The sequence below is a fragment of the Microcoleus sp. Pol1C5 genome (assembly GCF_036701115.1).
Taxonomy (GTDB): Bacteria; Cyanobacteriota; Cyanobacteriia; order Cyanobacteriales; family Microcoleaceae; genus Microcoleus.
The window spans coordinates 35,218-61,835 of the sequence record NZ_JAUBQE010000007.1; the positions used below are offsets into that span (position 1 = coordinate 35,218).

General features: G+C 44.7%; 25 protein-coding genes. 12 read left to right on the forward strand and 13 right to left on the reverse strand.

Translation table 11 applies throughout. The annotated features are described in order from the left end of the window. Positions 1–22: 22 nt before the first annotated feature. Positions 23–2,338, forward strand: a complete 2,316-nt coding sequence (locus QUA23_RS05785) for a cation:proton antiporter domain-containing protein (RefSeq protein WP_333074272.1) — start codon at positions 23–25, stop codon at positions 2,336–2,338. A gap of 142 nt (positions 2,339–2,480) precedes the next feature. On the opposite strand, the gene QUA23_RS05790 is transcribed toward QUA23_RS05785, so the two are convergent. Further along, complete coding sequence (locus tag QUA23_RS05790) at positions 2,481–2,693, reverse strand: Hfq-related RNA-binding protein (RefSeq protein ID WP_333074274.1); 213 nt, start codon at positions 2,691–2,693, stop codon at positions 2,481–2,483. Between the two features lie 312 nt (positions 2,694–3,005). Here QUA23_RS05790 and dapF point away from each other — a divergent pair, with 312 nt between their 5' ends. Together dapF and QUA23_RS05800 are read left to right on the forward strand one after the other, a co-directional pair. Continuing rightward, positions 3,006–3,848, forward strand: coding sequence for a diaminopimelate epimerase (dapF, locus tag QUA23_RS05795; protein WP_333074275.1), 843 nt, complete (start codon positions 3,006–3,008; stop codon positions 3,846–3,848). 243 nt (positions 3,849–4,091) lie between these two features. Next, positions 4,092–5,234 (forward strand): hypothetical protein, encoded by a 1,143-nt coding sequence (locus QUA23_RS05800; RefSeq protein ID WP_333074276.1) that lies wholly within the window; start codon positions 4,092–4,094, stop codon positions 5,232–5,234. 210 nt (positions 5,235–5,444) lie between these two features. Here the strand turns inward: QUA23_RS05800 and QUA23_RS05805 are convergent, their stop codons facing one another. The 3 genes from QUA23_RS05805 to QUA23_RS05815 form a co-directional block, all read right to left on the reverse strand. Next, on the reverse strand, positions 5,445–6,629 hold the full coding sequence (locus tag QUA23_RS05805; RefSeq protein ID WP_333074277.1) for an aspartate aminotransferase: 1,185 nt from the start codon (positions 6,627–6,629) through the stop codon (positions 5,445–5,447). 99 nt (positions 6,630–6,728) lie between these two features. Next, on the reverse strand, positions 6,729–7,874 hold the full coding sequence (locus tag QUA23_RS05810; protein ID WP_333039969.1) for an iron-containing alcohol dehydrogenase family protein: 1,146 nt from the start codon (positions 7,872–7,874) through the stop codon (positions 6,729–6,731). Between the two features lie 167 nt (positions 7,875–8,041). Further along, positions 8,042–8,215 carry a hypothetical protein gene (locus tag QUA23_RS05815; protein WP_333074279.1) on the reverse strand — a complete coding sequence of 58 codons (174 nt, stop codon included), beginning with the start codon at positions 8,213–8,215 and terminating at the stop codon, positions 8,042–8,044. A gap of 154 nt (positions 8,216–8,369) precedes the next feature. Here QUA23_RS05815 and QUA23_RS05820 point away from each other — a divergent pair, with 154 nt between their 5' ends. The 4 genes from QUA23_RS05820 (at position 8,370) to QUA23_RS05835 (ending at position 11,440) form a co-directional block, all read left to right on the forward strand. After that, entirely contained in the window at positions 8,370–9,734 is a 1,365-nt protein-coding gene (locus tag QUA23_RS05820) for an ApeA N-terminal domain 1-containing protein (RefSeq protein WP_333074280.1), read from the forward strand. A 240-nt stretch (positions 9,735–9,974) separates the two neighbouring features. Further along, positions 9,975–10,394, forward strand: a complete 420-nt coding sequence (locus tag QUA23_RS05825; RefSeq protein WP_333074281.1) for a GIY-YIG nuclease family protein — start codon at positions 9,975–9,977, stop codon at positions 10,392–10,394. 4 nt (positions 10,395–10,398) lie between these two features. Further along, positions 10,399–10,605, forward strand: coding sequence for a hypothetical protein (locus QUA23_RS05830; RefSeq protein WP_333074282.1), 207 nt, complete (start codon positions 10,399–10,401; stop codon positions 10,603–10,605). Between the two features lie 190 nt (positions 10,606–10,795). Next, positions 10,796–11,440 carry a peptidase M15 gene (locus QUA23_RS05835; RefSeq protein WP_333074283.1) on the forward strand — a complete coding sequence of 215 codons (645 nt, stop codon included), beginning with the start codon at positions 10,796–10,798 and terminating at the stop codon, positions 11,438–11,440. Here QUA23_RS05835 and QUA23_RS05840 read toward each other — a convergent pair whose 3' ends face one another. Beyond that, positions 11,441–11,722, reverse strand: coding sequence for a hypothetical protein (locus tag QUA23_RS05840; RefSeq protein ID WP_333074284.1), 282 nt, complete (start codon positions 11,720–11,722; stop codon positions 11,441–11,443). Positions 11,723–11,766: 44 nt separating this feature from the next. Continuing rightward, the gene (locus QUA23_RS05845; protein WP_333074285.1) at positions 11,767–12,216 is read right to left on the reverse strand and encodes a hypothetical protein; all 450 of its coding nucleotides are present in this window, start codon (positions 12,214–12,216) and stop codon (positions 11,767–11,769) included. A 404-nt stretch (positions 12,217–12,620) separates the two neighbouring features. Here QUA23_RS05845 and QUA23_RS05850 point away from each other — a divergent pair, with 404 nt between their 5' ends. The 5 genes from QUA23_RS05850 to QUA23_RS05870 all read left to right on the forward strand — a co-directional run bounded on the left by QUA23_RS05850 (position 12,621) and on the right by QUA23_RS05870 (position 19,340). Then, entirely contained in the window at positions 12,621–14,045 is a 1,425-nt protein-coding gene (locus tag QUA23_RS05850; protein WP_333074288.1) for an aspartate ammonia-lyase, read from the forward strand. A gap of 173 nt (positions 14,046–14,218) precedes the next feature. After that, the gene (locus tag QUA23_RS05855; RefSeq protein ID WP_333060807.1) at positions 14,219–14,545 is read left to right on the forward strand and encodes a hypothetical protein; all 327 of its coding nucleotides are present in this window, start codon (positions 14,219–14,221) and stop codon (positions 14,543–14,545) included. Between the two features lie 125 nt (positions 14,546–14,670). Beyond that, positions 14,671–15,630, forward strand: a complete 960-nt coding sequence (locus QUA23_RS05860) for a DUF362 domain-containing protein (RefSeq protein ID WP_333074289.1) — start codon at positions 14,671–14,673, stop codon at positions 15,628–15,630. 769 nt (positions 15,631–16,399) lie between these two features. Continuing rightward, entirely contained in the window at positions 16,400–17,659 is a 1,260-nt protein-coding gene (locus QUA23_RS05865) for a glycosyltransferase (protein ID WP_333074291.1), read from the forward strand. Between the two features lie 679 nt (positions 17,660–18,338). Beyond that, complete coding sequence (locus tag QUA23_RS05870; RefSeq protein ID WP_333074293.1) at positions 18,339–19,340, forward strand: class I SAM-dependent methyltransferase; 1,002 nt, start codon at positions 18,339–18,341, stop codon at positions 19,338–19,340. A 71-nt stretch (positions 19,341–19,411) separates the two neighbouring features. Here QUA23_RS05870 and QUA23_RS05875 read toward each other — a convergent pair whose 3' ends face one another. The 7 genes from QUA23_RS05875 to QUA23_RS05905 all read right to left on the reverse strand — a co-directional run bounded on the left by QUA23_RS05875 (position 19,412) and on the right by QUA23_RS05905 (position 26,603). After that, positions 19,412–19,618, reverse strand: coding sequence for a hypothetical protein (locus QUA23_RS05875; RefSeq protein WP_333110321.1), 207 nt, complete (start codon positions 19,616–19,618; stop codon positions 19,412–19,414). A 196-nt stretch (positions 19,619–19,814) separates the two neighbouring features. Continuing rightward, positions 19,815–20,660, reverse strand: a complete 846-nt coding sequence (locus QUA23_RS05880; protein WP_333074295.1) for a WecB/TagA/CpsF family glycosyltransferase — start codon at positions 20,658–20,660, stop codon at positions 19,815–19,817. 78 nt (positions 20,661–20,738) lie between these two features. After that, a complete protein-coding gene (locus QUA23_RS05885; RefSeq protein ID WP_333074297.1) occupies positions 20,739–21,821 on the reverse strand; it encodes an NAD-dependent epimerase/dehydratase family protein in 1,083 nt (360 codons plus the stop codon). Positions 21,822–21,880: 59 nt separating this feature from the next. Then, positions 21,881–23,110 carry a glycosyltransferase gene (locus QUA23_RS05890; protein ID WP_333074298.1) on the reverse strand — a complete coding sequence of 410 codons (1,230 nt, stop codon included), beginning with the start codon at positions 23,108–23,110 and terminating at the stop codon, positions 21,881–21,883. A gap of 99 nt (positions 23,111–23,209) precedes the next feature. Then, entirely contained in the window at positions 23,210–24,370 is a 1,161-nt protein-coding gene (locus QUA23_RS05895) for a glycosyltransferase family 4 protein (RefSeq protein WP_333074300.1), read from the reverse strand. Between the two features lies 1 nt (position 24,371). Further along, positions 24,372–25,280 carry a glycosyltransferase family 2 protein gene (locus tag QUA23_RS05900; protein WP_333074301.1) on the reverse strand — a complete coding sequence of 303 codons (909 nt, stop codon included), beginning with the start codon at positions 25,278–25,280 and terminating at the stop codon, positions 24,372–24,374. 63 nt (positions 25,281–25,343) lie between these two features. Continuing rightward, positions 25,344–26,603 carry a glycosyltransferase family 4 protein gene (locus QUA23_RS05905; protein ID WP_333074302.1) on the reverse strand — a complete coding sequence of 420 codons (1,260 nt, stop codon included), beginning with the start codon at positions 26,601–26,603 and terminating at the stop codon, positions 25,344–25,346. Positions 26,604–26,618 lie beyond the last annotated feature (15 nt).

Here is a 26,618-nt window from a genome sequence, read left to right on the forward strand (position 1 = left end):
TTTATACTTTTTTCATAAAGTTGTGCAAGAAGACTTCCGACTGATCGTTGACTTAGTTCTAGTTCTCGCTGCTGCCGCAGCAGGAGGACTCTTTGCATCGCTATTGCGACAGCCGGTAATTCTCGGGTATCTCCTGGGAGGGATCGTAGTTGGGCCGGCAGGTTTGGGGCTGATTAAAGAATTAATTCAGGTAGACACCCTGGCTGAATTTGGGGTTGCCTTTCTGTTGTTTGCCTTGGGAGTGGAATTTTCCTTCGCCGAACTCCAGAAAGTAAAAGCCATTAGTTTGGGCGGGGGCGGCTTGCAAATTGTGCTGACGATCGCCATTACTACTGCAATTTCCTTGGCTGTAGGCTGGGTAGAATCGCCCGCTCAAGGCGTGTTTTTAGGAGCGATTCTGTCGCTTTCCTCGACAGCAGTCGTACTGAAATGCTTGATGGAGCGCAATGAATCCGGTACTTCCCACGGTCAAGTCATGCTGGGAATATTAGTAGTTCAAGATTTAGCCTTGGGGCTAATGCTAGCAGTTTTGCCGGCACTCAATCAGCCAGCAGAAGAGATCGGCATGACGGTAGCGTGGGCCCTAGTGCGGATCGGGTTATTTGCGATCGGTGCTGTAGTCGCCGGCATTTGGATGGTACCGCAGTTGCTGCGATACCTCGCGAAAACAGAAAGTCGAGAACTGTTTTTGCTGGGAGTTGTGGTTTTGGCTTTAGGGATTGCGCTGCTGACAGAATATTTGGGTTTTTCGATCGAGATGGGCGCATTTGTGGCGGGTTTAATGATTTCGGAGGTGGAATATGCCGACCAAACTCTAACTTATGTCGAGCCTTTGCGAGATATTTTTGCATCCTTATTTTTTGTCACCATCGGAATGTTAATCGATCCGATGTTTCTGTGGAACCATCTAGAATTAATTCTGGGACTGGTATTTCTAGTATTTGTCGGCAAATTCTTGATCATTGCGCCGATCGTCCGGCTATTTGGCTATCCGCTAAAAACAGCATTAATCGCAGGTTTGGGCTTAGCTCAAATAGGAGAATTCTCCTTTGTTCTCGCTAGTTCGGGCCAAGTTATGGGGCTGGTTTCGCGGAACGTTTACCTGTTAATTTTAGGGACGACAGCCGTTACCCTCGTGCTAACTCCGTTTGTGTTGAGAAGCGTGCCGCAGTTATTGAAATGGGCGGAAAATTTCGGACCTTTGCAGCGCTATTTTGACGAAACATCCCAGCCTGTGGAAATAGCTGAAACTTTGCCGGAACAAAATTATGTTGTGGTTTGCGGCTACGGGCGAGTCGGCAGAATTTTAGTCAAAATGCTGCAAAGTCGCAACTGTTCAGTTGTGGTGATCGACGAGTCAGAAAGTAGAATTCAAGAGTGTAGAGTCCAAGGAATTCCTTACATTTACGGGAATGCTGCCAGCTTGCACGTATTGGAAGCCGCCCGGGTGGAACGGGCAAAAGCAATGGCGATCGCCCTTCCCGATCCCATGAGCACTCGCTTGTGTCTGAAGCGGGCTTTAGAATTAGTCCCGGATTTGGATATTGTGGTGCGGGCCAACCAAGATAAAGACATCGAACTGCTTTACCAACTGGGGGCCTGGGAAGTCGTGCAGCCGGAGTTTGAGGCGAGTTTAGAACTGTCTGCCCACTTGTTGGCTAGTATTGGGATCTCGGCAATGGCGATCGGGCGGGAAGTGCAGCAAATTCGCAGCAGCCGCTATCTGGAATTGCGGCCACCGCGCGAACCTTTGGCGATTTCGCGGGATTTGAAAGTGGCGGTTCGAGATATGAACAGCGAGTGGTACAGCTTGCCGTCGGGTTCTCCCATTGCCAGCATGACTCTGGAAGAAACTAACCTGCGCCAGTTGACAGGGGTCAGCGTGATGGCGATCGTCCGCGAGAATGGCGAGGAAATTGATTATCCTAACGGCAAGACAGCTTTGCACTCGGGCGATCGACTTTTTGTAGTAGGAGAACCGGAAGAACTCATCAGTTTTGAGTTGCTGGCGAAGGGGGAAGTTGCAGTACCGCAGGGCGACAGTTCTTGCCAGTGGCTGAGGTTGCCAGCAAAGAGCCCTTGGGCCGGCAAAAAACTGTCAGAGGTAGAATTGCTGACTCAGTACGGGGTACAGGTACGGGCGATCCGCCGGGAAGGGAAATTTACTCGCTGGCCCGACGGAACTACGAATTTGCAAGAAGGCGATCGTTTGCTGCTGTGCGGCGGCTTCTACGAGCTCGGCTTGATGCAGCGGACGGCCTCACCACCGGTGCCGCAACCTGCTTTAAAGGTGCCTTTGGTCAAGGCCCAAGTCATCGAAAAGCTGTTTAGTGATTAGGGAAGTTCGGCAACGGATTCTGTAACGGATGTAACGGAGGTCAGGAAGACCGAAGTTGGAAGAGGTTCGAGGGAAGAGGGAAGATTTTTCCCATCTCCCCTCTCCCACTCTCCCACTCCCCCACTCCCCCACTCCCCCACTCTCAGCCGTTGGGTTTGAGATAAGCAATTGCTGGTCGCGAGATCAGAATTTGTGTTTCTGAGGCATCGAGGAGGCAAATGCAGCTATTATCCTGCCAAAAAATTCTGCCAGCTACTAAGTCGCCGGTCAGGAGTTTGATCTCCACCTGTTGTTTGTCTTTGATGTAGCTTTGTATTAAGCGAACGCTGGGCAATCCGGTTTCAAATTCAGGCATAGTTCAGAAAAATATAGTCAAATATTACCTTAAACCATATTCTTCTGTTTATACCGTTTAACCCTTACTGCCGCAACTACAAGCGCGTCTACGCGATGAGGCATAAACCCATTGGCGGTTACTTTTCTACCGATATTCATTCAGCCATTGACATCAGCATTAATTAGATATCCCTGTAGAGTTATAAATATTATATTTGTTGATATTTGACGAGAAAGGACTATAAATTGCATAAAGTTTTATAATAGTGGGAAATGGGTAATTTGGTCATCAAATTATCTAATCAGTTTTAACCAAAAGAGGTTTGTTTTTATGCCGATCGAGTTTGCGAAGTATCACGGACTGGGAAATGATTTTATTCTGATTGACAACCGCCACTCGTCAGAACCGGTGATCACGCCAGAACAAGCTGTGGATTTGTGCGATCGACATTTCGGGATTGGCGCAGACGGTGTGATATTTGCTCTTCCGGGTCAAAACGACACTGACTATACGATGCGGATTTTTAACTCCGACGGTTCGGAACCGGAAATGTGCGGCAACGGGATTCGCTGTTTGGCTAAGTTTATCGCCGATTTGGAAGGGTCAGAGGCGAAAACTCAGTACCGCATCCACACTCTGGCTGGTGTGATTACCCCGGAATTGCGATCGGACGGTCAGGTGAAGGTGGATATGGGGGTTCCCCGGCTGCTGGCGGCGGAAATTCCGACAACTTTGGCTGCAGCGGATGCCAAAGCTATAGATGTGCCGATCGAAGTTGCTGATAAATCTTGGTCTGTTACCTGTGTCAGCATGGGTAATCCTCACTGCATTACGTTTGTAGAGGATGTTGCGGCTGTTGCTCTAGAAACTGTCGGGCCTCAATTCGAGCACAACAAAGCATTCCCGCAGCGTACCAATACGGAATTTATTCAAGTGATACGTTCAGACTATGTAAAAATGCGGGTGTGGGAAAGAGGCGCGGGTGTTACTCTAGCTTGTGGGACTGGTGCTTGTGCTGCTGTGGTAGCTGGGGTGTTGGTAGGGAAGTGCGATCGGGTAACTGCGGTTGAACTCCCCGGCGGCGTTTTGGAAATCGAATGGGCAGAAGTTTCGGGGCGGATTTACATGATCGGGCCGGCACAGCGAGTATTTACTGGTTCTATGAGTGATTAGTCATTAGTCATCAGTCATCAGTCATCAGTTATTAGTTATTAGTGACTGGTCAGAAGTTTTTTTTTGTTGAATGAACAAACAATAAAAACTATTGAATTCAAAATTTTTATTGAATTCTGACCAAGGCCTTCTGCCTTCACAAATTATTGGCTGCGGACTGAAGACTGAAGACTAATAACTAAGCCTGAAATCTAAAATCTAAAATCTAAAATCTAAAATCTAAAATTAAGTAGGTGGGCTTGCATGGCTGGAGGTATTTATCTCATTCAGGACGACGACAGGCTGGTAGAAATGATGGAACAGCCCTACGACTCGGAAGACCAGTTACAAGATTTGCTAGTAACTTATCCTAATTTGATCGCGGGAGACCAAATCGATCGGGCTACGGCGCGGAGGTGGCTGTTAATTTCGCGGGAAGCTGCACCCAGCGATGAGGAAACAGCGGTGCAGTGGTCGCTGGATCATTTGTTTCTCGACCAAAATGCCGTTCCTACTTTGGTGGATGTGCGGCGAACTCCTAATGCTGAACTGCGGCAAAAAGTTTTGGGTCAGTCGATCGACTATGCTGCTAATGCGTTGTTTTACTGGCCCATCGATTCAATTATTGCTCTGTTTGAAGCTAATTGTCGCGATCGGGGTCGCGATCCTGAACATATTTTTGAAGAGTTTCTCGGTGCAAATGCTAACGAAGACCTATTTTGGCAGAAAGTTAAAACTAATTTGCAAGCCGGTAAAGTTCGCTTAGTGTTTGTAGCTGACGAGATTTCCGCTGAAATGCGCCGAGTTGTGGAATTTCTCAACGAACAAATGGACCCGGTTGAAGTTTTGGCGCTGGAAATTAAGCAGTATGTAAGTGAAGACGGTTTAAAAACGCTGGTTCCCAGAGTGATCGGTCAGACGGCCGAAGCACAGCAGAAAAAATCCAGCGCAACGCGCGAAAGAAGGCGCTGGGATGAATCTTCATTTTTTGCGGAAATCAAAGCTAGACGAGGCGCAGACGAGGCGCAAATGGCAAAAGCAATTTACTTGTGGGCAAAAAGTCAAGAACCCGAAGTTAAAATCCACTGGGGAACGGGGGATGCCTACGGCGGTTTCGCCGCACAATTGCCTCAAAAGGGAAGAAAACCCTATCAGTTATTCACTGTAGATATTGCTGGCAGAATGGAGATTTCTGCTGATAATTATGGTTCCCAGCCGCCTTTTAATGCGGAACAAAATTGGCTGGAATTGAGAAGTAAGCTGAGTTCGATCGGTCTGTCGCTGCCTATAGAACCGGGTGAGAGAAGGTCGCCGAGTCTGGCTTTGTTTACTTTGCAAGACGAATCTGCCCTCAAGCAAGTTATGGAAACTTTTGATTGGGTGATTGAGCAAATTCAAACGTTATAGTTATCAGTCATTTGTATGGTGATATTAGGCGCAACTTACCTATTTTTAGGCTGCGCCGAATATCACTGAAGAACGATCGGGAAGCCCCTGGTTTTAGCACTTTACCCTTATTAGCTGATTTCATTTGTCCTCAATCTTGATTAAATAGTTATTAGTTGTTAGCTGTTAACTACTAACTAATGACCAATGACTAATGACTAATAATCATGACTATTGATAGCGAATATTTGCTTGTTTCAATCGTCGCAGGGCTTCTCCCAGCCGATCGCAATCTGCAATTAAACTAATTCTCACATATCCTTCGCCGCCCGGCCCAAAAGCATTGCCAGGAGTCACCACAACACCCGTTTGCTGCAAAACATTCAGGGCAAAATCAGTCGAACTCATCCCCGGAGTGCAGGGAACCCAAAGATACATTGCAGCCAGAGGCTTAGGAATATTCCACCCTAATTCGGCCAATCCTTCCACCATGAAATCCCGGCGAGTCCTGTAACGATTCTGCACTTCGTGCAAGTAACTGTCCGGCAATTGCAGTGCTGTTTCGGCTGCTGTTTGCAAAGCGGAAAATATACCGTAATCTAGGTTAGTTTTTAATGTCCGCAAACCTTGGATAATTTTGCTATTTCCTACTACAAAACCGACGCGCCAGCCGGCCATATTGTAGGTTTTGGACATGGTGTGAAATTCGACGCCGATTTCTTTACCGCCGGGAATTTCTAATAAACTTGTTGGTTGATAGCCGTCAAAGGCTAATTCCGCATAACACAAATCGTGAACCAGCAAGATTTGATGTTTGTGTGCGAAAGCCACAATATCTTTGTAAAATTCGCGGGGTGCTGTTGCTCCAGTCGGATTACTGGGATAATTGAAATAAAGTATTTTGGCTTGTTCGGCTACGCTGTCGGGAATGTCGGCTAAGTCAATTACCCAGTCGTTTTCTGGTTTGAGGATGATGTTGTGAACTTTTGCACCGGCGATAATCGGGCCCCGAAATAATACGGGATAAGCGGGACTTGGTACTAATATTACGTCCCCTGGATTGATATAGGCGATCGCAAAATGTGCTAAACCTTCTTTAGAACCCAACAAAGGCAATGCTTCGCTTTCTGGATCGAGTTCAACGTTGTAGCGGCGGCTGTACCATTTAGTAATAGTACGGCGGAAACTGGCAGTTCCTTCAAAGGGTGGATAGCCGTGATTGGCAGTATTTTGGATGGCTGCGACAGCGGCTTCTACTACTGGTTGAGGAGTGGCACCGTCGGGGTTTCCCATTCCTAAGTCTATTAAATCGAGTCCTTGTTCGCGGGCGCGGGCTTTGAGTTCGTCGAGACGGGCAAATACGTAGGGCGGTAGTTTTTGCAACCTGTCAGCAGGGGTAATCCAATCCAAGGTCATTTATTTTTTGTCAGTTGTCAGTTTTCCTGGTTTGTAGTAAGGACTTTCGTCCTTGCTAGCACAGCCTTTTCAGGACTTTAGTCCTTACTACAAACTGTTTTAATTCTTAATCTTTAATTCTCCCACAGGTGCGGTGGTAGAAACCATCGCTGCCATTAATTGTTGGGGAACAACTTTAAAAGGCAGTCGGTGGATGTCGGAATTGGGATTGCAGGCGATATCGGCGGCGCGCTGCAATTCTGTGATGGTAATGTCTCCGAGTCCGAGGTTGTCTAAAGTTTGGGGCAATCCAATTTCGGCGTAGAATTTTAGCAATTGCTGTCTGGCGCTAGCGGCGAGTTGATTGTTTTGCAGCATTTCTTCTAACCGCAGTTGTACTAAAATGCCGTAGGCGACTTTTTCGCCGTGCAATGTGCCGTGACTTGCTAATAGATGAGTTAGGCCGTTGTGGACGGCGTGCGCGGCGACGGTGCGGCATTGGGCACCGCCAATTCCGCCGATTACTCCTGCTAGCAATACGGCTGCATCTGTGACTTCTTGCCAGGTTTCGCTACCGGGTTCTTTGAGGGCGGCGGCTGATTTTTGGAATAATATATCGCGCAGTATTCTAGCTTGTTGAACTGCCGAAATTATCAGGGTTTGTTCGGAGTGTCCGCTGCTGACTGATGCTTCGTACCATTTGGCGATCGCATCTCCAATTCCTGCTACTAATGTCCGCTGCGGTGCGGTTTGAATTAAGCCGTAGTCGAGTATTAATAAGTCGGGACATCTGGCTAATGTGACATCGTATTGGAATGCACCTTGTTCTGAATAAATGTTAGAAAGGGCTGTCCAAGCGGCACAGGTGGCGGCTGATGTGGGTATTGTGACGATCGGGATTTTGCACTGATGGGCGACGAGTTTTGCTGCGTCTAAGGCTTTGCCGCCGCCTACACCGATGATGAAGTCGGCTTGATGGGTTTGGGCTGCTGCGCGGAGGGTTTCGAGGCTGGTTTCGCTGCAATCCTTGCCGTATGCTGTTTCGGCGGATTTTAACTGCTGCTGTTCGAGGATTGGTTGCAGGTAGGGTTGGGCGGCGGCGAGGGAGTTGCTGCCGCCGACGATTAGCGGCCGCTTTCCGAAACGGGCGATCGCATCTCCGGCTTGTGCGATGGCCGATCGACCTCGTAATACACAGGCGGGAGCAATTGTCAAGGAATAAATTGCAGTTGGGGTGGCGGTCTTAGTGCTTTGGGTTTGAGTCATCGAACCACTGGATAAGTGACGAGAAGGTTGACGCTTTGCAGGATTGCTGGATTTTATAGGATAACTCTAACCCATGTTGGGCGATCGGGTAAGTTTTGTAAAGTTTTTATTAAGTATTGTGCGGGGTTGGGGCTCGAACGGGGGAGTTGAGGGGTGATCGCGAGTATTCACCCAATTGTAGACTTCCAATTCGATCGTTTTAATGATGTATGTTGCATAGTGCTGAAAGGACAGATGCTTTGTTTCAGCATAACAATTGTCGATCGAAGGGCTTTAATTGTCCACCCGTCTTTTTCGAGGGTGCGACGCAGGGAGAAATATAAATTATCGCGTCTAGACATTCGATATTCCAGAATCCAGGTTAGGAAAGATAAATAAGAAAGAGTTGACATACATGAGCTAATTGTGGTATTTTGTGGTTATATAATTTATTGGATCGCATCTCCAACACAATATCTGCGACACAATTATAAGTAAGATTTCACGGAGACCAAGTTGCGTATAAAAGAAGAATTCAAAAAGTCTGGCTATTTTTGGCTTCCCTCATCTCCAGAGAGAATAATACCTGGCACGCTTACTATCACTGATGGAGGGAACATTGAGCTTGAACTATTTGGAGTGTTCGATAACAATGATAAATTAGCAAGAATTATAGGGCATATTGAAAACCACGGCTTGGTTACACTGGATGATTGTTTTTATAAAAACCAAACTATTTCTGTTCCTGGTATTTCCAAGTCCTCTATCTTTGTTAACAACGCTCTCATTGGCGTAGCTTATGATGACAAAGAACTTGTCTTGTTAAATACGTTCCAATTCTCGATTGAAGGCATTGATGAATGGGTTGGATTGAGTGGAATAAATTTTGAAAATCAAGAAAATGGAATAGCATTAATAACATACTCGCCACCAGAACAAGTATTGATAAATCTCAATAACGGGATGAAACTGTTGGTCACGTTTTCATATACTCTCCCTGGGTTTCCGATTACAACAGAAGCAAAAATCACACAAAAGACATATTTTAAACTTACATCCGAACAGGAAATCCAACTAAACGACTTTAAATCAGCCGCTTATAAAATTACTACCCTCCTCGGATTTGCTATCGATAAAACTGTCTGTATAGAAAAGGTATCAGCAACTTCTAACGCAATATGCCAAGATATTGGGCACGGAAAAACTATACCAGTTTCTATATTACTTTACTATGCAAGCGTCCCTTACACAAAAATTGAACCAAAAATTAACAGGCATAGAATGCTATTTAGATTTGAGCAAATTCGAGAAGATGCTCAGCGCATAGTTAATAACTGGTTTGATGCTTATGATAAGATTGCTCCAGCATTGAATCTGTATTTCTCTACAAAGACAGGAGCGCACAAATACTTGGAGAGCCAGTTCTTAGCACTAGCTCAGGGGCTTGAAACCTACCATCGTAGAACCTCGAATGAAAAATTAATGGATGAAGCTGTTTTTAAAGAACTAACTGAAAACTTAATCAAGCAATGCCCCGAGGAAAACAAAGAGTGGCTATCTGGAAGACTAAAGTATGGAAATGAAGTGAACCTCCGCCGGAGAATAAAGCTCATCATCGAGCCATTTAAGGAATTTCTTGGAACAAGCAAGGAACGAAATAAATTAATAACAACTATTGTAGATACGAGAAACTATCTAACTCATTATGACAACTCGTTAGAGTCAGTAGCTGCTAGTGATAAAGATTTATTTTCTCTCTGCCTCAAGATGGAAGCAATTTTCCAGATTCACTTGCTCCAGGTGCTGGGTTTTACACAAACACAGATTAAATCTATTTTTGATAATAGCTATGAGCTACAGCAAAAACTTAAAGAAATCTAACAAGGCGCTGCACCTGACGGCAATTCTACTAAGCTCTCTAGTCCCAAGTGGCTTTCACCGTTACCTTTTTTCTCGACAGGTGAAACCCGATTGCCCGCAACTTTGATCGCTCGCTCGCCCCTTTCCCATATCCTAGAAAAACACAGGCACGGCCAAGGCTCAAATCAGCTCGGGATCGATCGCCTTCTCTGTGCGATCGCGCAGGAAACCATCCCTAGTTTATGATGGTTGTAAGAGAATTTGTGGGATTATGATTTCTGTGCAATTAGCCTTCTTGCCTTCATGCCAACGAATGATTCTGACCTACAAATCCAAGCGCGAAGAATTCTAGACGCGATTGCTTTCATTCCTTTTGAGCAATGTCAACCCTTGACCCGTGGGTTTGAGAGCATTCCTGCGCGTCCTGGCATTTATGCAATCAGGCACAAAACTGATGGATTGCTCTACATAGGTAAAACCAAGAGCTTACGAGGTCGCTTCAGTGGTGGGGACAAAGCTTTTTTGTGGGCATGGCTCGATAAATATAGCGATGAAGACATACGCATTGCAGTACAGACAATTTCTCACTGGCAGAACCCTGCGTTACTATTGGAGCTAGAAGCCATCATTCTAAGAGCTACTGAACCCCCTTACAACGTCCAAATTCCAACTGAGATGTAAAGCCATGCCAGCCAAACTTCAAGACCAACTTTCCCTCGCTGATGCCGAAGTTATTTTAGGACGTTTTCCTGAACGAATTCGTGCTGCCCTAATTGCTCGTGCTGCTGAAATTGAATATCCAATTGAAGCAGTCATTGAGATGGCGATCGCTAGTTTCCTTGACACAGAGGCATTAGGTTTTGCAGATTGCAAACCGGGACGCGGACAATAACAGCGTCAACTGGCGATCGCGCCGGTCTAACAACCCGGTTGGATCGAACTACCGAAAGATATTGGTGGTGATGCAAAAGTTATTTCTAGCCACTCAACCGGAACGTTGCTTTTGGCTGAAACAATGCTTCTAAATTATCTGTCAGTGTTTAACATTAAGCTATTCACCTCTAATTGCTGGAGTTCATTCTATGAGAAAGCCACAAACTGTTAAAGCTTTGGAAGATCTAGGACGGGTTCAACTCTCTAAGAGTTTTTTCATGCGTGAGTTTCTTTATTCAGAAATCTCTCAAATTGAAGGTATCCCTAACATTCCTAGCGATCCTGACTTGGCGATCGCAGCAGGAAAGAATTTGTGTGAGAGGGTGCTTGAACCAATTCAAGATGCGCTTGGTCGGATTAGTATCCGCTCAGCCTATCGTTCTTGTGCGGTGAACGCCAAAGGAGCAGAGAATAAAAATCAGTACAACTGTGCCAGTAATGAGGCCAACTATGCAGAACATATCTGGGACGTAAAAGATTCAGAGGGGTATATGGGAGCAACAGTATGTATTATTGTTACATCATTCATCCCTTACTATGAACGCACTCAAGATTGGACAGCATTGGCATGGTGGATACATGACAACATTGATGCTTATGCAGAAATGACCTTTTTCCCAAAGTATGCAGCGTTCAACATTAGGTGGAGCGAGAATCCTAATGTTTCAAAAACCATTTATAGCTACGTAAGAAACCCGCACACTGGTAAGAATAGCGGGTATCTGACAAAGGAGGGGATGGATAATTTCTTAGGTTTGCATGAGCAGTTTTACCAAGAATTTATCGATCGCTGACTAAACATCTTTTTGAACTTCTATGCGATAGTTGTAGCCCTGTTCGGTGAGGAAGAGTTGCCGGTGTCGCGCAAAATCTTCCTCGCAAGTTTGTAGCGATACTAATGTATAAAAACTCGCAGTATGTCCATCGGATTTCGGGCGGAGAATTCGTCCGAGGCGCTGCGCTTCTTCTTGGCGAGAACCATACTTTCCCGATACTTGAATCAACACATCGGCATCGGGTAAATCGACGGCAAAATTGCCCACGCGAGACAGAAGGTAGAGTGCGTCGCTACCCACAATCTCCAAGCAGCTTCAATATTTCGTGGCGACGCACCATACAATTAGTCGATCGAAACTGACAGAGTGTAACTGTCTCCTCCTCGTTCCGTACCGACAACTATCTGATATTTACCCGTCTGGGGCAATTCTCCAGACCAGCTTTTTTGTCCTTCAGCTACGGCATTTGTATTGGGATCGACCACCTTAAAAACAGCATTTCCCTCAACTGATTGGATCTCAACATCCATGGTTTGACCTTCTTTGGCGTTAATCAGATAAATCATGACTTCGCCGCGCGCTACTCCTCCTTTGACTTCCGCTGAACTAGCATCGCGCTTAAACTGAATCTCCTGCTGGCGCTGACTCATTAAAATCGCCGGTTTTTCCGGGATGGATGCTGTGGGAACAATGCTGGATATAGCTTTTACTGAAGCCGGAAAAATCGCATAGGCACTTAAGCCGATTATCGAAATATTTAGCGGATGTTTGAAAATTTTTGCGGGTTTGTTCATAGTAGTTTAACACTCTTGTAAAATGGATTTACTTGTATGATTATAGCTGACTCACCTTGTCTGTATGCGATCGCCCTTACCGATCGACTAATTTTAGCTTTTGCAAACTGTCAATCGATTTGAGATTTGAAATTTTAGATTGAAGCCTAAGATGTGGGATAATTTTGTACGATCGGGACTTACGCATTACTGTAAAGTTGCCGGCGCGCGCGGAAAAGTAAGATCGCCCGTCAGCCGTGTTACCAAAAAAATTGCCAGTCCAGGACGCACAAAAACCTTCAGAAACCGGGTTCCTTGACAAAAAACTACACTTTCAAAGAGATTACCCGACAAGAAACCCGGTTTCTGACCAACTGTGCCTAAGTTCTGTTTGCACAATTCCTAATTATTACAAACCAGACGATATGACTCAAAAGCCAACCGCAACCTATCGCACCGAAAGCGACTCGATGGGAGACAAACAAATCCCATCTAATGTCTACTACGGCATCCAAACCCTGCGCGCAGTTGAAAATTTCCCGATTAGCGGCATTAAGCCTTTATCAACATACGTTGATGCTTGTGTTTTAATTAAGAAAGCAACGGCGATCGCCAATGGCGAACTCGGCTGCATTCCCCAAGACATCAGTCAAGCCATTGTCCAAGCAGCAGATGAAATCCTAGCTGGCAAATTGCGCGATCAATTTGTAGTTGATGTCTACCAAGCCGGCGCCGGAACTTCTCACCACATGAATGTTAATGAAGTTCTTTCAAATCGCGCTTTGGAAATTATGGGCGATGAAAAAGGCAACTACAAGAGCGTCAGTCCTAACGACCACGTAAACTACGGTCAATCGACAAATGATGTGATTCCGACTGCAATTCGGATCGGCGGATTGTTGGCGTTAGAAAAAACTCTGTTTCCGGCTTTGTCGGATGCCGTAGTCGCCCTAGAAAACAAAGCAGAAGAATTCAAAGATATTGTTAAATCCGGCCGCACTCATATGCAAGATGCCGTACCGGTTCGACTTGGCGACACCTTCGGCGCTTGGGCGCAAATTCTCAGAGAACATACCTTGAGAATTGACAGGGCATCCGATGATTTGACATCCCTGGGATTGGGGGGAAGTGCGGCCGGAACAGGGTTAAATACTCACCCTGAATACTGTCAAAAAGTTGCTGAAATCCTCTCCGAATTAATCGACCACCCCCTGAAACCAGCAAGGCATTTAATGGCTGCTATGCAGAGTATGGCACCGTTTGTAAATGTGTCCGGTGCACTGCGAAATCTCGCTCAGGATTGCGTTAAAATCTCCCACGACCTGCGTTTGATGGACTCCGGGCCGAAAACGGGTTTGAAAGAAATTCAACTGCCTCCTGTGCAACCGGGTTCGTCAATTATGCCGGGAAAATACAACCCTGTGATGGCAGAAATGACATCGATGGTGTGTTTTCAAGTTATGGGTTATGATAGCGCGATCGCCCTGGCAGCCCAAGCAGGACAATTAGAATTGAACGTGATGATGCCCCTGATTGCCTACAATCTCATTCACAGCATCGAAATTTTGGGCAATACCATCAGCGCTTTGACTACACAATGCCTCGCCAAAATTGAAGCTAAGGGCGATCGATGTCTCGCTTACGCAGAAGGCAGTCTCGCCCTCGTTACCGCCCTCAACACTCACATCGGCTATCTCAACGCCGCCGCCGTCGCCAAAGAATCCTTAGAAACGGGCAAATCTTTGCGGCAAATTGTGCTAGAACGGGGTTTAATGAGTGCAGAAGACTTGGCAAAAGTTCTAGATTTAGAGAAAATGAGTGCGATGCCGGTATCTTCTGCTAACGTTTAGGATCTCGCAGGTATCAGCTAGAAACTAGAAGGCTGAACTCGATTTAAGTCTGGCTTCTGCCTTCTGAGTTATGCCTAAAGGCTGTCACAGGTTAAAGTTAAACAATTCAGAATTCAATTTTTTTAGAATTAATTCTGATTTTTTTTATAGTCTAAAGTTTGGGAGCAAGATTTATGCGCGCAGGTTCTTTTGCAAAATTAACTCAAGATAAAGAGAACACAACTCAAGTGACATTTCATTATGTGGAAGGTCACACAGAAACGTTTACTATTCCAATGCCTGCACAAGAATTCCAAGAGGAAGTGCTGACTTTGTTAAGTCAACCTTGGTTGACTTTCCATTTAGCCGATCAAACGGTCTTTATTTGTACGGCCCGGTTGGTAAAAGTAGAAGTAAAACCCGCGCTTCCTGACCTGCAAGGCCAAGGAATATTCTCTAACTCGCTGCGAGTTAGTACCATGCAGCGGGCTGCTGTTGGTAGATTGCCGATGAATAGTTAGGGTTCGTTTGTATTGAGATGATTCAATGTAACGCACGCGCAGATCACCCTGCTTAGGGTTTTCCGCGCGTGCGTTAGATTTAGATTATTCCCGCTCGATAACCAATTACCAATTAATTCATAATTATGTCTGCTGTTAGTTTAATTCGTGCCAATTCATACGATCGCCAAATCTTGCAAGCATCTTTAGAAAGTTTGCTGGCACCCTTGGGCGGAATCTCGGCTTTTGTCAAATCGGGCGATCGGGTTTTACTCAAACCCAATCTCCTCACCGGTTCTCGCCCTACAAAAGAATGCGTCACCCGCCCAGAAGTGGTTTACTGCGTCGCTAAAATGGTCATTGAAGCGGGAGGAAAACCCTTTTTAGGCGATAGTCCAGCTTTTGGTAGCGCTATGGGTGTAGCCAAAGCAAACGGTTATTTGCCGCTGTTGGAAGAACTGAATTTGCCAGTAGTTGAGTTTCAAGGAAAACGCTACGAAACAGTCAGCGAAGATTTCAATCATCTGCGAATTTGCAAAGAAGCAATGGAAGCAGATGTAGTGATTAATTTGCCAAAACTCAAATCTCACGTTCAATTGACCGTGACAATGGGCGTGAAGAATTTGTTTGGCTGCGTCCCCGGCAAAATGAAGGCTTGGTGGCACATGGAAGCTGGCAAAGATAGCGCCCGATTCGGTGAAATGCTTGTAGAAACTGCCCGGGCAATTAACCCAAATTTGACAATTTTGGATGGCATTATCGGTCACGAAGGTAACGGGCCAAGCGGCGGCGAACCTAAGTTTTTGGGAATTTTGGCCGCCTCTGATGATGTGTTTGCTTTGGACAGAACTTTAGTTGAAATTATTAATGCCGATCCGGCGGCGGTTCCGACTGTAGCTGCGGCGATGAGATTGGGACTGTGCTCGAATTTAGAGGATCTTGATTTTCCGCTTTTGCAGCCGGAAACTCTCAAGGTTTTGGATTGGAAGTTGCCGGAAAGCATGATGGCGATCGACTTCGGTATGCCCCGCGTGGTGAAGTCGGCTTTCAAACACCTTTATATCCGGTTTATTAAAGAAAAGTTCAGCATCAAGGCTTCGCATTAGCGAAGACAGAAGGGTAAAATTTCTTTTTTTTATTCCTTCTGCTTTCCATTGCTAATTGTAAAGAAATATTATTATTTTACAACATATCTATTTATGTAAAGTTTTAATAAATTTCTTATAAGTTTATGGTTTAAGTAGGTAGGTGGGATTAAACCGCATAATGTAACACTATGTAAACAGGTTTAAGTCAGCCAGTAAGTAGGTAGGCGGGACTAAACCGCATAATGTAACACTATGTAAACAGGCTTAAATCAGCCAGTAGAGAGCATTTGGAGACTTGGCCCTCATTTACCTAGGGGCGTTTTTTCGCGCCGACTTACTTAAAGCATTTGCCTCGCCGTAGTCGCAACTCGCGCTCATTCTTGCTAGCTAGAAGCGGTTAGATAATTTCATTTAAGTATAAACACTTGTAACAGCCCTTGTTTTAACCATATTTACCCTATAATTGCGCTTTTCTTTATAATTGACCGCTCAATTATAAAGATTGAGTAAAGCTGGTAAAAGGTTATTGACAGTTATACGTAGATCGCAGATGATAGCGACATATCAAACAGACCTTACCTTGAATAATAAAGGTCTAATCCAGTTGCTGCCTCCATCTTAAGTATTAGATATCTCCCAAACAGAGTCTGAAATGTTGCTTGTATCAGGCGGCGAAATTTAAATTCGGTAGATGTCTGTTATATATATAGATCAACAGCCCTTGCCAAGTACAGCAAAGATTCACTACCGCATCAGTAAAAACTTCAAACCAGGAACTACCTACCCTATGCTTACTAACAACAATCTGACAATCGTACAGCCACTAAAAGCCAAGTTTTTGCCAAACAGTGAAGTTTTACTGACCCGTAAGTTGATAGAAGCAGTTGGTGAGTTAGCCACGTATTGGTCTGGTTCAATTACTGTGATGATGGAAGAAACGAAAGAAGACAACGACCAGATGGATGCAAAAATATTCAAACTTAATGAATTGCCATTCAAACTGGAAATAATTTCTTTTGATCAAATCACCCCAGCTTTACTACATCAGCATCAGAGTACGCTGGTATTGGCAGCCCCGGAATACAGACAAAACCATATCAGTAAAGTGTGTAAAATAGCGGGAGTACCGTGTATTTACGTTTCCGAATACAGTCTGAAAACTCGCAAACAGATCGTGAATGTCAGTACGAAAAATCCCCTGATCCGCTTGCGGAGAATAATCTGGACTTACAGTCAGGAATATAAGCAGCGCAAGGCGATCGCAATGGCAGAGGGATTGCAGTGCAACGGCACCCCTACCTACCAAGAATACAAGCATCTCAATCGCAACCCACAGTTGTTCTTGGACACGCGGATTAGAGAGGATATGTTAGCAACAGAAGCTGACATTGAACGGCGCACTGAAAACCGCTCTCAAGATATGCCTCTCCGGCTAGTATTCTCAGGTCGCCTAATTAAGATGAAAGGGGCCGATCATTTACTTGAGGTCGCTAGAGAACTCAAACAACTGAATGTGAAATTTGAAATGTTCATCAGTGGTATTGGTGACTTAGAAGAGATGATGCACCAGCAAATAGCTGCAAATCAACTTAATGATTGCGTGAAAATGCTCGGAGTGCCTGACTTTAAAACAGATTTTTTCCCCTTTGTTAAGAACAATATTGATTTGTTTGTTTGCTGTCACCGGCAGGGCGATCCTTCTTGTACTTACATAGAAACTATGGCTGCTGGCGTGCCGATTGTTGGGTATGGTAACGAGGCCTTCCAGGGAATTTCAGAAATGTCGGAGACAGGATGGGTCGTGCCAATGAATCAGCCTAAACAGATGGCTAAGAAAATTGCAGAACTCAGCCACAACCGGGAAGAAATTAAATCGATGTCGTTCAAGTCGCTGAAGTTTGCTCAACAGCACACATTTGAGAAGACTTTTCAAGCGCGCATAAAACATATGCAGGCTATTGCCTATTCAAAGCTGCCTAATCAAGTCACCGAAAGTCAAGTAAGTGATGCTCCAGATATGGTTTTGGCGTACAGTCAACTGCCTTAAGAATCTTCGGCCTATGATTGAGACAGGCTTCATTAAGGTAGCCACGGAAATTGGAGGTATCGTAAACGCAATGTTTGAGGTGAGCGATCGCCATTAGATTTAGATGTTTTTTTCAAACTTAATAGCATCAAACTCGACTGGGCGATCGCACTTCTTCCATAGGTTTTTAAATCTCATTTAACGGGCTACATTGTCTGACCAACTACCAGATCCCATAGCAACCCTAAACCATTGAGCAACCAACTCATTTTCCTTTCCACTGGAACTGGCAAAAGTAACAGTGCTTTGAGTTGAAATCTTGTTAAATTAACGGCTTCATTATTTACGTATATGCACAACTGCTTTTATTAGTATCATAGCCTAGACACCTACCATGTTGATAACTTAATATATCCTTAAATTAGTGCTTAATTATTGACAACATAAAAACTTACTCACACCCAGCTAGTAGAAGGTATATTTTTTTATAAAAACTGATAGAGTAAGTTAAATGCGTTAGCTTAAATTGGATGTTACTTGAAAACCCCACCTTAGCAATTTTATTCCTAAAACTTCATAAGTTTTAGGTATTCATCTGCTGTGTTTAGTATCCCCCAATTATCACTCACACATAATCTCCCGGATTGATCTAACATAATTGGTTATTAGTAAGTCCATTACCTAAGTAAGGCAAACTAAAATGCAGCAAAGTCAACAGTGCTTAAGCCCTACCCTCACCTGTCCGATATCGGGACAGAGTATGAAACCGTGGCTATTTATACCCGGTGATTGGCGCAGACCTAGAAATAAAGAGTCATTTCAATTGTACTGGTGCGAAAAATCACAACTTGGATGCATTCATCCTCTACCCGAACTCAACAAAATCGCCAGCTTCTACGACATCGATGAGTATTATACTCATCATATAGACTTTACAGGCTTTGTATCTGCCTCTTCTATTTCTTTCTTCGATAAATTGCGTACCCATCTAGCTTGGCGTTTGGATCGCGGAGTAGATGTCACAAGTAAATGGTGGAAGCAACAGTTCGGGACTGCTTCCTCGTCGATCTTAGAAATTGGTTGCGCCAACGGACATCTGCTGCAAGAACTGCAAGCAGATGGTCACAAAGTCTGGGGCGTAGAACCCGATCGACAAGCTTTGGTTTTGGCCCAGCAGCAGCGAGGCCTTAATGTATTTTATGGTACTGCGGAATCTTTGCCCCCGGAAGTCCAGTCTAGACAGTACGACATAATTGTGATGAACCATGTACTCGAACATACCAGAGATCCTTTACTTGCACTCCGCAATGCCATGCAGTTGCTCGTGCATGGTGGCAAATTGGTGATGGAAGTACCAAATAACTCTTGTATTGGGCTGAAATTATCAGGGATTACATGGATGCATCTAGATGTACCAAGGCATTTGTATTTTTTCACACCGCAGAGCTTTCGCGCTATCTGTGAAAAAGTAGGATTTGAGATAATTTCTACCCAATTTAATGGCTACTATCGCCAATTCGACAACACTTGGATCAATGATGAAAGAAAAATTTTCCGTCTGTTCGATTCAATGGCATCTCATCAGATAGTAAAGCCCAAAGAAAACAGTAAAGTCCAAGCTTGGAAGCTACTGCTGAAAACAATTTTTGCTGCTGATGAAAACAAGTACGATTCGATCCGGATTGTGGCCCAAAAACCATAGCTCGATCGAGGTAAGGGCAATAAATTTTTGGTTTGATTATCAAGTTTGGTTACACACTCGCCATACTTTGGCTATCCCCTGAGAGCGTCGCCCATGCCAGGAGTACAGTCACACCAAATGCGACTATTGACCCAGCAATCCACCTGACTCGATCGAGACTGATACACCAACTTTGTATGTAAGGTGTGCAGTCCGCAGCTTACTGCATAGATAATGTAAAAATTGCTTTCTGGCGTAATATCGTTTGCGGTTGCATCGGCATAATATATTTGGATCATGTCAGTGGGATATCTTAAGCTCGCGATTTGGGTAGCGAGCTTAAGATATCCCACTATAATTCCGATGCCACCGGATTTGATATAAGTTTTCTTGAATATGCGATCGCAGTTGCACCTCAAAACGATTAGTTACGATGTGTTTGCTTTTTTACTTTTTTCTTGTGAGCACCCATAATGCACAAGAAACTTTTAAATTTCAACCATATAATACTTCTTCTACAGGCGCCGTCGCGTCTGTGGGGTCGAACTTTTTGATTTTTAAAGCTTGTAGCAAAAACAGCCAGATATAAAGCGGATTCAAAAAAACATACCGCTGCCAAAGGCGCCGAGGTTCTTTCATCATCCGAAACAGCCATTCCAAACCTATCTTAGATAAAAACTCAGGAGATTTAGCTAAATTACCGGCATGAAAATCGTAAGCAGCACCTACAGCAATCAGCGGCATTGATAAGTCATCCCGGTATTCGTAAGCCCAGACTTCTTGTCGCGGACACCCCAAACCGACAAAAGTAATTGCTGCACCGCTGTTGCGAATTTGCTGTGCAATTTCTTGCTTCTCTTGGGGCGAAACTTGTCTAAATTTAGAAGGCTGAGTTCCAGCAATAATTAACTTGGGAAAACGCTGGCAGAGATTGCAACATAAAGCCTCGAGTACAGAAGCTTGAGAGCCGTACAAATAGATAGGTAATCCTTCTTCTGCCGCACGTTCGCAGATTTGTAACATCGCATTCGGCCCGCAAACTCTATCGGGCAATTCCGTATGGTATAGCCAATTTAACGCCCACCTCACCGGCTGTCCGTCTGGCAATACTAAGTCAATGTGATTAATCCGATAACGATGAGTGCTGTCGAGAACCCCAGTCATTACCCCGTGAACAGCGAGAGCAGAAACTGACATTGGTTTTCCGGCGCTGGCTGCCGCAATAATTTTGCTAACAGCCGCTTCATAATTAACGGCATTTACTAATATGCCGAGTACATTCTTTTTCCCTTTATCAATCATGGAACACCTCTTTAAGCCAACGCTCGCGGTTACAGCCATAAATCTCCCCTAAGATTTGTTTAACTTTGTATTCTTCAATCGTTTACCTAAATTCCCAGCACATTCTGTTTGCCCCGCTCAATCATTGGAATCCTCTTTCAGCCAACGCTCGCGGTTACATTCATAAATCTCCTGTAAGATTTGTTTAACGTCATATTTCATTTTCCAGTTGGGATAGTGACTGGAAAATTTTGAATTATCGCTAATCCACCAAATGTGATCGCCAATTCGATTCCCTTCAGCATAAGTCCAATTAAACTTGCGTTCCGCAATTGCCTCGCACATTTGGATAGCTTCTAACATCGAACAATTGCTGTACCTGCCTCCTCCTGTATTATAAACTTGGGCACTTCTGGGAGCTTTATAAAATTCATAAAATGCCGAAATTAAATCCGCGCTGTGAATGTTATCGCGGACTTGCTTGCCTTTGTAGCCAAACACAGTGTAAGGAGTTCCCGTGACAGCACACTTCATCAAGTAGGCGAGGAAACCGTGCAATTGAGCTCCTGAGTGATTTGGACCAGTCAAACAGCCGCCGCGAAAACAAGCGGTGTTCATATTAAAATATCGACCGTATTCTTGAACTAAAACGTCAGCAGCTACCTTAGAAGCACCAAACAAACTGTGCAAGCACTGATCTATTGACATATCTTCCCGAATGCCGCCTTCGTAAGTATGCCCGGGTTCAATTTCCCACCTGTGTTCTAATTCAATTAAAGGCAAACTGTTAGGCGTATCGCCATATACTTTGTTTGTAGAAGTGAAAATAAAAACAGCTTTGGGACAGTACAGACGAGTTACTTCTAGAAGATTGAGAGTGCCGTTGGCATTGACGGTAAAGTCTATTTTCGGAGCACGGGAAGCCCAATCATGGCTGGGCTGGGCTGCTGTGTGAATTACTAATTCGATTGACTCGCCGTACCGCTGAAAGATATTGGTAATCGCTTCATAGTCGCGAATGTCCACATCTAAGTGATAATACTTGGTACCCAAAGACTTTTCGAGAAGTTGGCGATTCCAGTTTGTAGAACCATCAGCACCAAAAAAGAACTGGCGCATATTATTGTCGATTCCAACTATATCTAAGCCTTGTTTGGCAAAGAACTTACACGCCTCAGAGCCAATTAAACCCGCCGAGCCAGTAATGATTGCAACGCCCACGTTTCACCGCCTGAAAAAATATAGTTTTCTTTGTTTTGCGCGATCGAACAAATCAGAAGTTATCCTGATTTTCCATCGAATACATCTTCGCACAATTGGGCGAAGAATAGACCTTTAACATCCCAATCATAGATTTCCCTGACGCGGGTTTGACCCGATCGACCCAAGCGCGATCGCAATTCACGATCTTTGGCTAAACACACTATAGCTTCTGCTAGACCCTGCACAGTGCGATCGGGATCAGTAGCAGCCACTTTAATTCCCGTTTGCTCCGTCACTTGAGTAGCAGGTCCGCCCAAATCCAAACAAATCGTCGGACGGCCAACACCCATCATTTCCGTACACACAAAACCTCCAGAGTCATGCAAACTCGGATGGAGGAGAACGTGAGACTCCCCCATTTTAGAAAGAGTTTCAGTGCGAGATAAAGTTCCCCAAAAAAATACTTTATTTGCCAGTCCCAATTCTCTTACCAAAGTTTCCAAGCGCTGCCTTTCCGGACCGTCTCCGACAATCCAGTATTCCGATTGTTCCAGATTCGCCTCCGCAAATGCACGGAGTCCTAAGTGCACCCCTTTCCAGTGTAAGAGACGACCGACACTGATGAATCTAATTGGTTGCTCCGGCGGGGTAGGAAATTTCTCTAGTTCTTGAATTTCCTGCTTCGATAAACCGACTTGCGAGAAAATCTTCACGTTTTTTGCTTTGAGAAATCGCAGTCTGGCAGCGGTTTCTTCCGTAGTTGCCAGCGCCACAGCACTGCGACGCGCCGTCAGCCCCACAAACGGATCGCGTTCTCCTACGCTTTGAGCCAATGCTCGCAGCGTTTCGTAAATTTTGCCCCGGCGGCTAAAATCTTGCCAAAAAGGCTTTGGTGCTTTTTCTGCACCTCCCACAGGCCCCCAAATAAAAGGATGTGGCAACAGCGCCAGGAAACTTGGAGACCAATGTTTGACATAAGTTACGTGATGTACTATGTCAAAACCAATTTCGCGATCGAGCTTCCGAGCGATAAAATAAGCCCAGATTTGCCACAGATAGTAGTGAAGTTGCAGCAATCCTTGTTTCCCCTTCCAATCTTCGCTCCACCCAAACGGATCAAAATAAACAAAGTGCAGGTTTGGCACTGGGTTGCGCTCTAGTTCTGCTTCAATGTACGATCGACAAAACGTGCGAGTAAATACCCAACTTTCGTGATGTTTAGCAGATTGGATAACAGTATTCCATCCTACTCCCTCTTCGGAGCCGAGATTCGGTTCGCAAGCAAACGCAGATAATAAAACTTTCATGGCTAAGTGGTAATTGGTAATTGGTAATTGGTAATTTTTCCCTCTTCCCTCTTCCATCCCTCCGTTAAATCATTTAAAAAATCCGTTGCCGAACTTCTTTCACCTATTGTCCATCAAGAAAGATGTAACTTCGACGTAAGCTTTAGCTGCTGTTTCTGGCGTTTTTTGAGAAATTATCTGTCGTGAACGCTCTCCCATCGACTCAATCAAATCAGGATTATCTAGAAAAGTTTGCATTTTATCCGCTAACTCTTTAGCACTGCTAGGATCGAAAATATAACCGTTATCACCTGACATAATTAACTCATAGGAAGCTGCACCATTTGAACACAACACTGGTTTTCCGAACACCATCGCTTCCGGTACAACCATACCCCAGACATCCTCAAAAGTAGGAAACACAAAAATATCAGCTTGCTGAAAATAAGCACCCAAATTTCCGTATTCCACCCATCCAGCCCACGTTACTTGCTCTTCAAAACCGCGCTCTTTAATAAAAGCTTCTAGTTCTTCCCGCTGATCTCCCTTGCCAACAATCAACAGCGAATAATCAACATAACCTTGATTTTTAAGAAGAGCGCAAGCTTCTAAAAGCGTTTTAATTCCCTTTCTCGCCGTGATCCGCCCTACATACAGAAAAATCGGGCGTTTTAACTGCACGTTCGGTGGCTGAGTTTGATCCAATCGTTTCAGCAAAGCTCGCGCATCAGGTACGAGATAGGTTCTGGTAAAAATTTTATCCTCCGGTACGTTGAGAACTTCCATCAGATATTTTTTACCCGCATTGCTATTGGCAACAAAAGCATCGGCAAACCGGACAAGGATGCGGCGCACAAATGTCCTAAAACTGGAATCTCGAAAGTCTGTATTTGGGGAACTACCATCGTAAATAATGGCAATTTTCCACCTTAGTAGCGGTTTTAAAAACGCAACAATTACAGTCCACAAAGAGAAAGCTTGGGGAAAGACCACATGAGGTCTAAATTTTAGCAAATATCCGATAATACGAGGCGATACTACAATGAATCCGCGATCGTATCCTGTTTCTATTTTTTCCGTCTCGACAAATTTAGTCTCCCCTACCAACTGAATTGCCGATGCGCCCGGCAGGCTCGGATCGAACCCCGGCCAAACACGACCCGTATAAAATACAGTATGCTTAAAAATTTTCGTAAATTCCATCAAAACAGGCTGCCAGTAAGCTCCCAGTTCCACTTCCGGGACAAGCCAAGCAATGCGGATTTCATTTCTATCAACCATCCTATTCACCTTGAGTTTTGTTTTTAGCCAATCCCAGTTTACTCAACACTGAAAGCCAAACTAACCTGCGATAAGGTAGCAGCCAATAAATTGGCCACAACCACCCACCATGTCGCTGAGTAAATACTTTCCACTCTTGAGCCGGTTGCAGGGTAGTATCTTTGAACGATAAACCTTTCGGTTGGCTCATTTTATCCAATCCTTCGCTTAAATTATCAGCAGCCGTTTTGGTCACCTGGGGGTTGAGGGAACAAGAACCTAAATAGCCAGGAGCAATCCAAACTGTACATCCTTTCTGTCTGGCTCGTAAACCATAATCCCAATCGCCAATATAATGGACAAAAGCCGGATCGAGGTTGCCGACCATTTGCACAACATTGCGGGGAATTAATACGCAGTTGCCGTGCATAGTATCGCAGCTCTGAGGCTCTTTTGTTGGTTCTAGGACGCCATATCGGAAGGGGTGCAAAGGGTTATTTCGCACAACACCGCCGTATGTTGTTTTACCCGTTTCTGGGTCGCAGGTAGAGCCACCAACGATTGCTTTTGTTTCTCCTTTTTCTGATAATTTTTGAGTAGTTTTTAGCAAGATACTTACGGTTTCTGGATAAATAAGAGTGTCATCATTTAACCATAGGTAATAGTCGGGATCGTCTTTCATGGCTTCGCTGAAAGCCCCACGCATTCCCCCGTTCCAAAATAGGTTTCCGTCGCCGGAAAAAATATTGACTTGAGGATAGATTTGACGAACTGCCTCGCTGGTGCCGTCGGTACTGGCATCATCGACTAAATAGGCTAAAATATCAACATCCGCTGGAAGTGCCTGCTTAAAAAGAGCATCTAAGCAAGCTAATGTTTTCTCTTTGCGGTTGAAGCACGTTAAAAGGGCGGCGATTTTAGTACGGTTCATTGTTCCCAGTTGTGCGGCTTATAGCTATATGCAAGGTAAAATTTACCAAATAAAATCAGATTTTTATCTTGACTTGGGAGTTGACAGAACCTCCTTAAAAACAGACAAATAGCGATTTGCTTGTATCTCCAAGGTGAATTCTTGTTCCACTTTCTGGCGGGCGCGAATACAAAGTTTTTGATGCCGATTGGGATCTTCTAAAACCCAAGCAATTCCTCGCGCTAAGTCTTCTGTTTCATAAGGTTTAGCTAAATAGCCATTTGAGCAGTGTTCGATCATATCGGGCAGTCCCCCAATATTAAATGCGGCGCTGGGGATGCCGCAAGCAAGGGCTTCCATGACTGTATTTGGCAAGTTATCTATCACGGAAGGGGCGACAAAAATATCGGCTGCTGCATAAACAGTGGCTAGGGAAATATCATCTGCGAGTCTCCCCAAATAGTGAGTTTTAAAACCAAGTTCAATGGGATTTTCTGGTTCAGAAGAGCCAAAAACCAACAACTCTATCCTATCTTTCCAGCCTGATTTACTGAGGCTTTGTAAAGCGGGTACGAGCAAGTTAAATCCTTTCCAGCGATCGCCAGTTCCACCTGCACCTCCAAAGAGTACAATTTGTTTATCTTGAGGCAAATTCAGGATTTCTCGCGCCCAGTGACGATTTATGGGTTTGTACTTTTGAGGATTGATGCCATTAGGAATTATTTCAACTCGAAAATCTTTGAATAGAGAACTAGAATGAGCGCATTTCGCTAACCAAATACTAGGACTAACCAAAGTTAGGTTAAGCTTATCCCAAGCTTTAGCTTTCCGCTGCCACACCCACCGCGACAGATCCGAATCTTTCTTACTCTGAAGTTGCGGACAACTACCACAAGATTGAGTGTAGCGATTGCAATCTTCACTATAGTGACAGCCACCTGTAAAAGGCCACATATCATGCAGCGTCCAAACTAAGGGCTGCTTAAACTTGGGAATACTTTCTACTTGTAAATAGCCCCCACAAACCCAGTGTAAATTAATAATATCAGGAGCGAGTAGATCCAGTCGATTCGATAGAGCATCGGGCAGCATTTCTGTAGAAAATATAACGGGGTTTCTCTTAGGGTAGAGCCGCAATGGTGCGTTAGATAAAGTTGAAAAAATCTTGTCAAACTTATTCGCAATACTATTCTGTGACGAAATTACATTGCGATCGGCACTACTCTTATTTTTTACCAGCATTTGGGAAGACACACCAATCCCCTGGAAACCTTGGTGCAGTCGATAAGCGGCGCGGGCAGCCCCCCCTTCACTATCAGAACTATTGAGAAGTACAACCTTCATTTCCCCTGCCTCTCC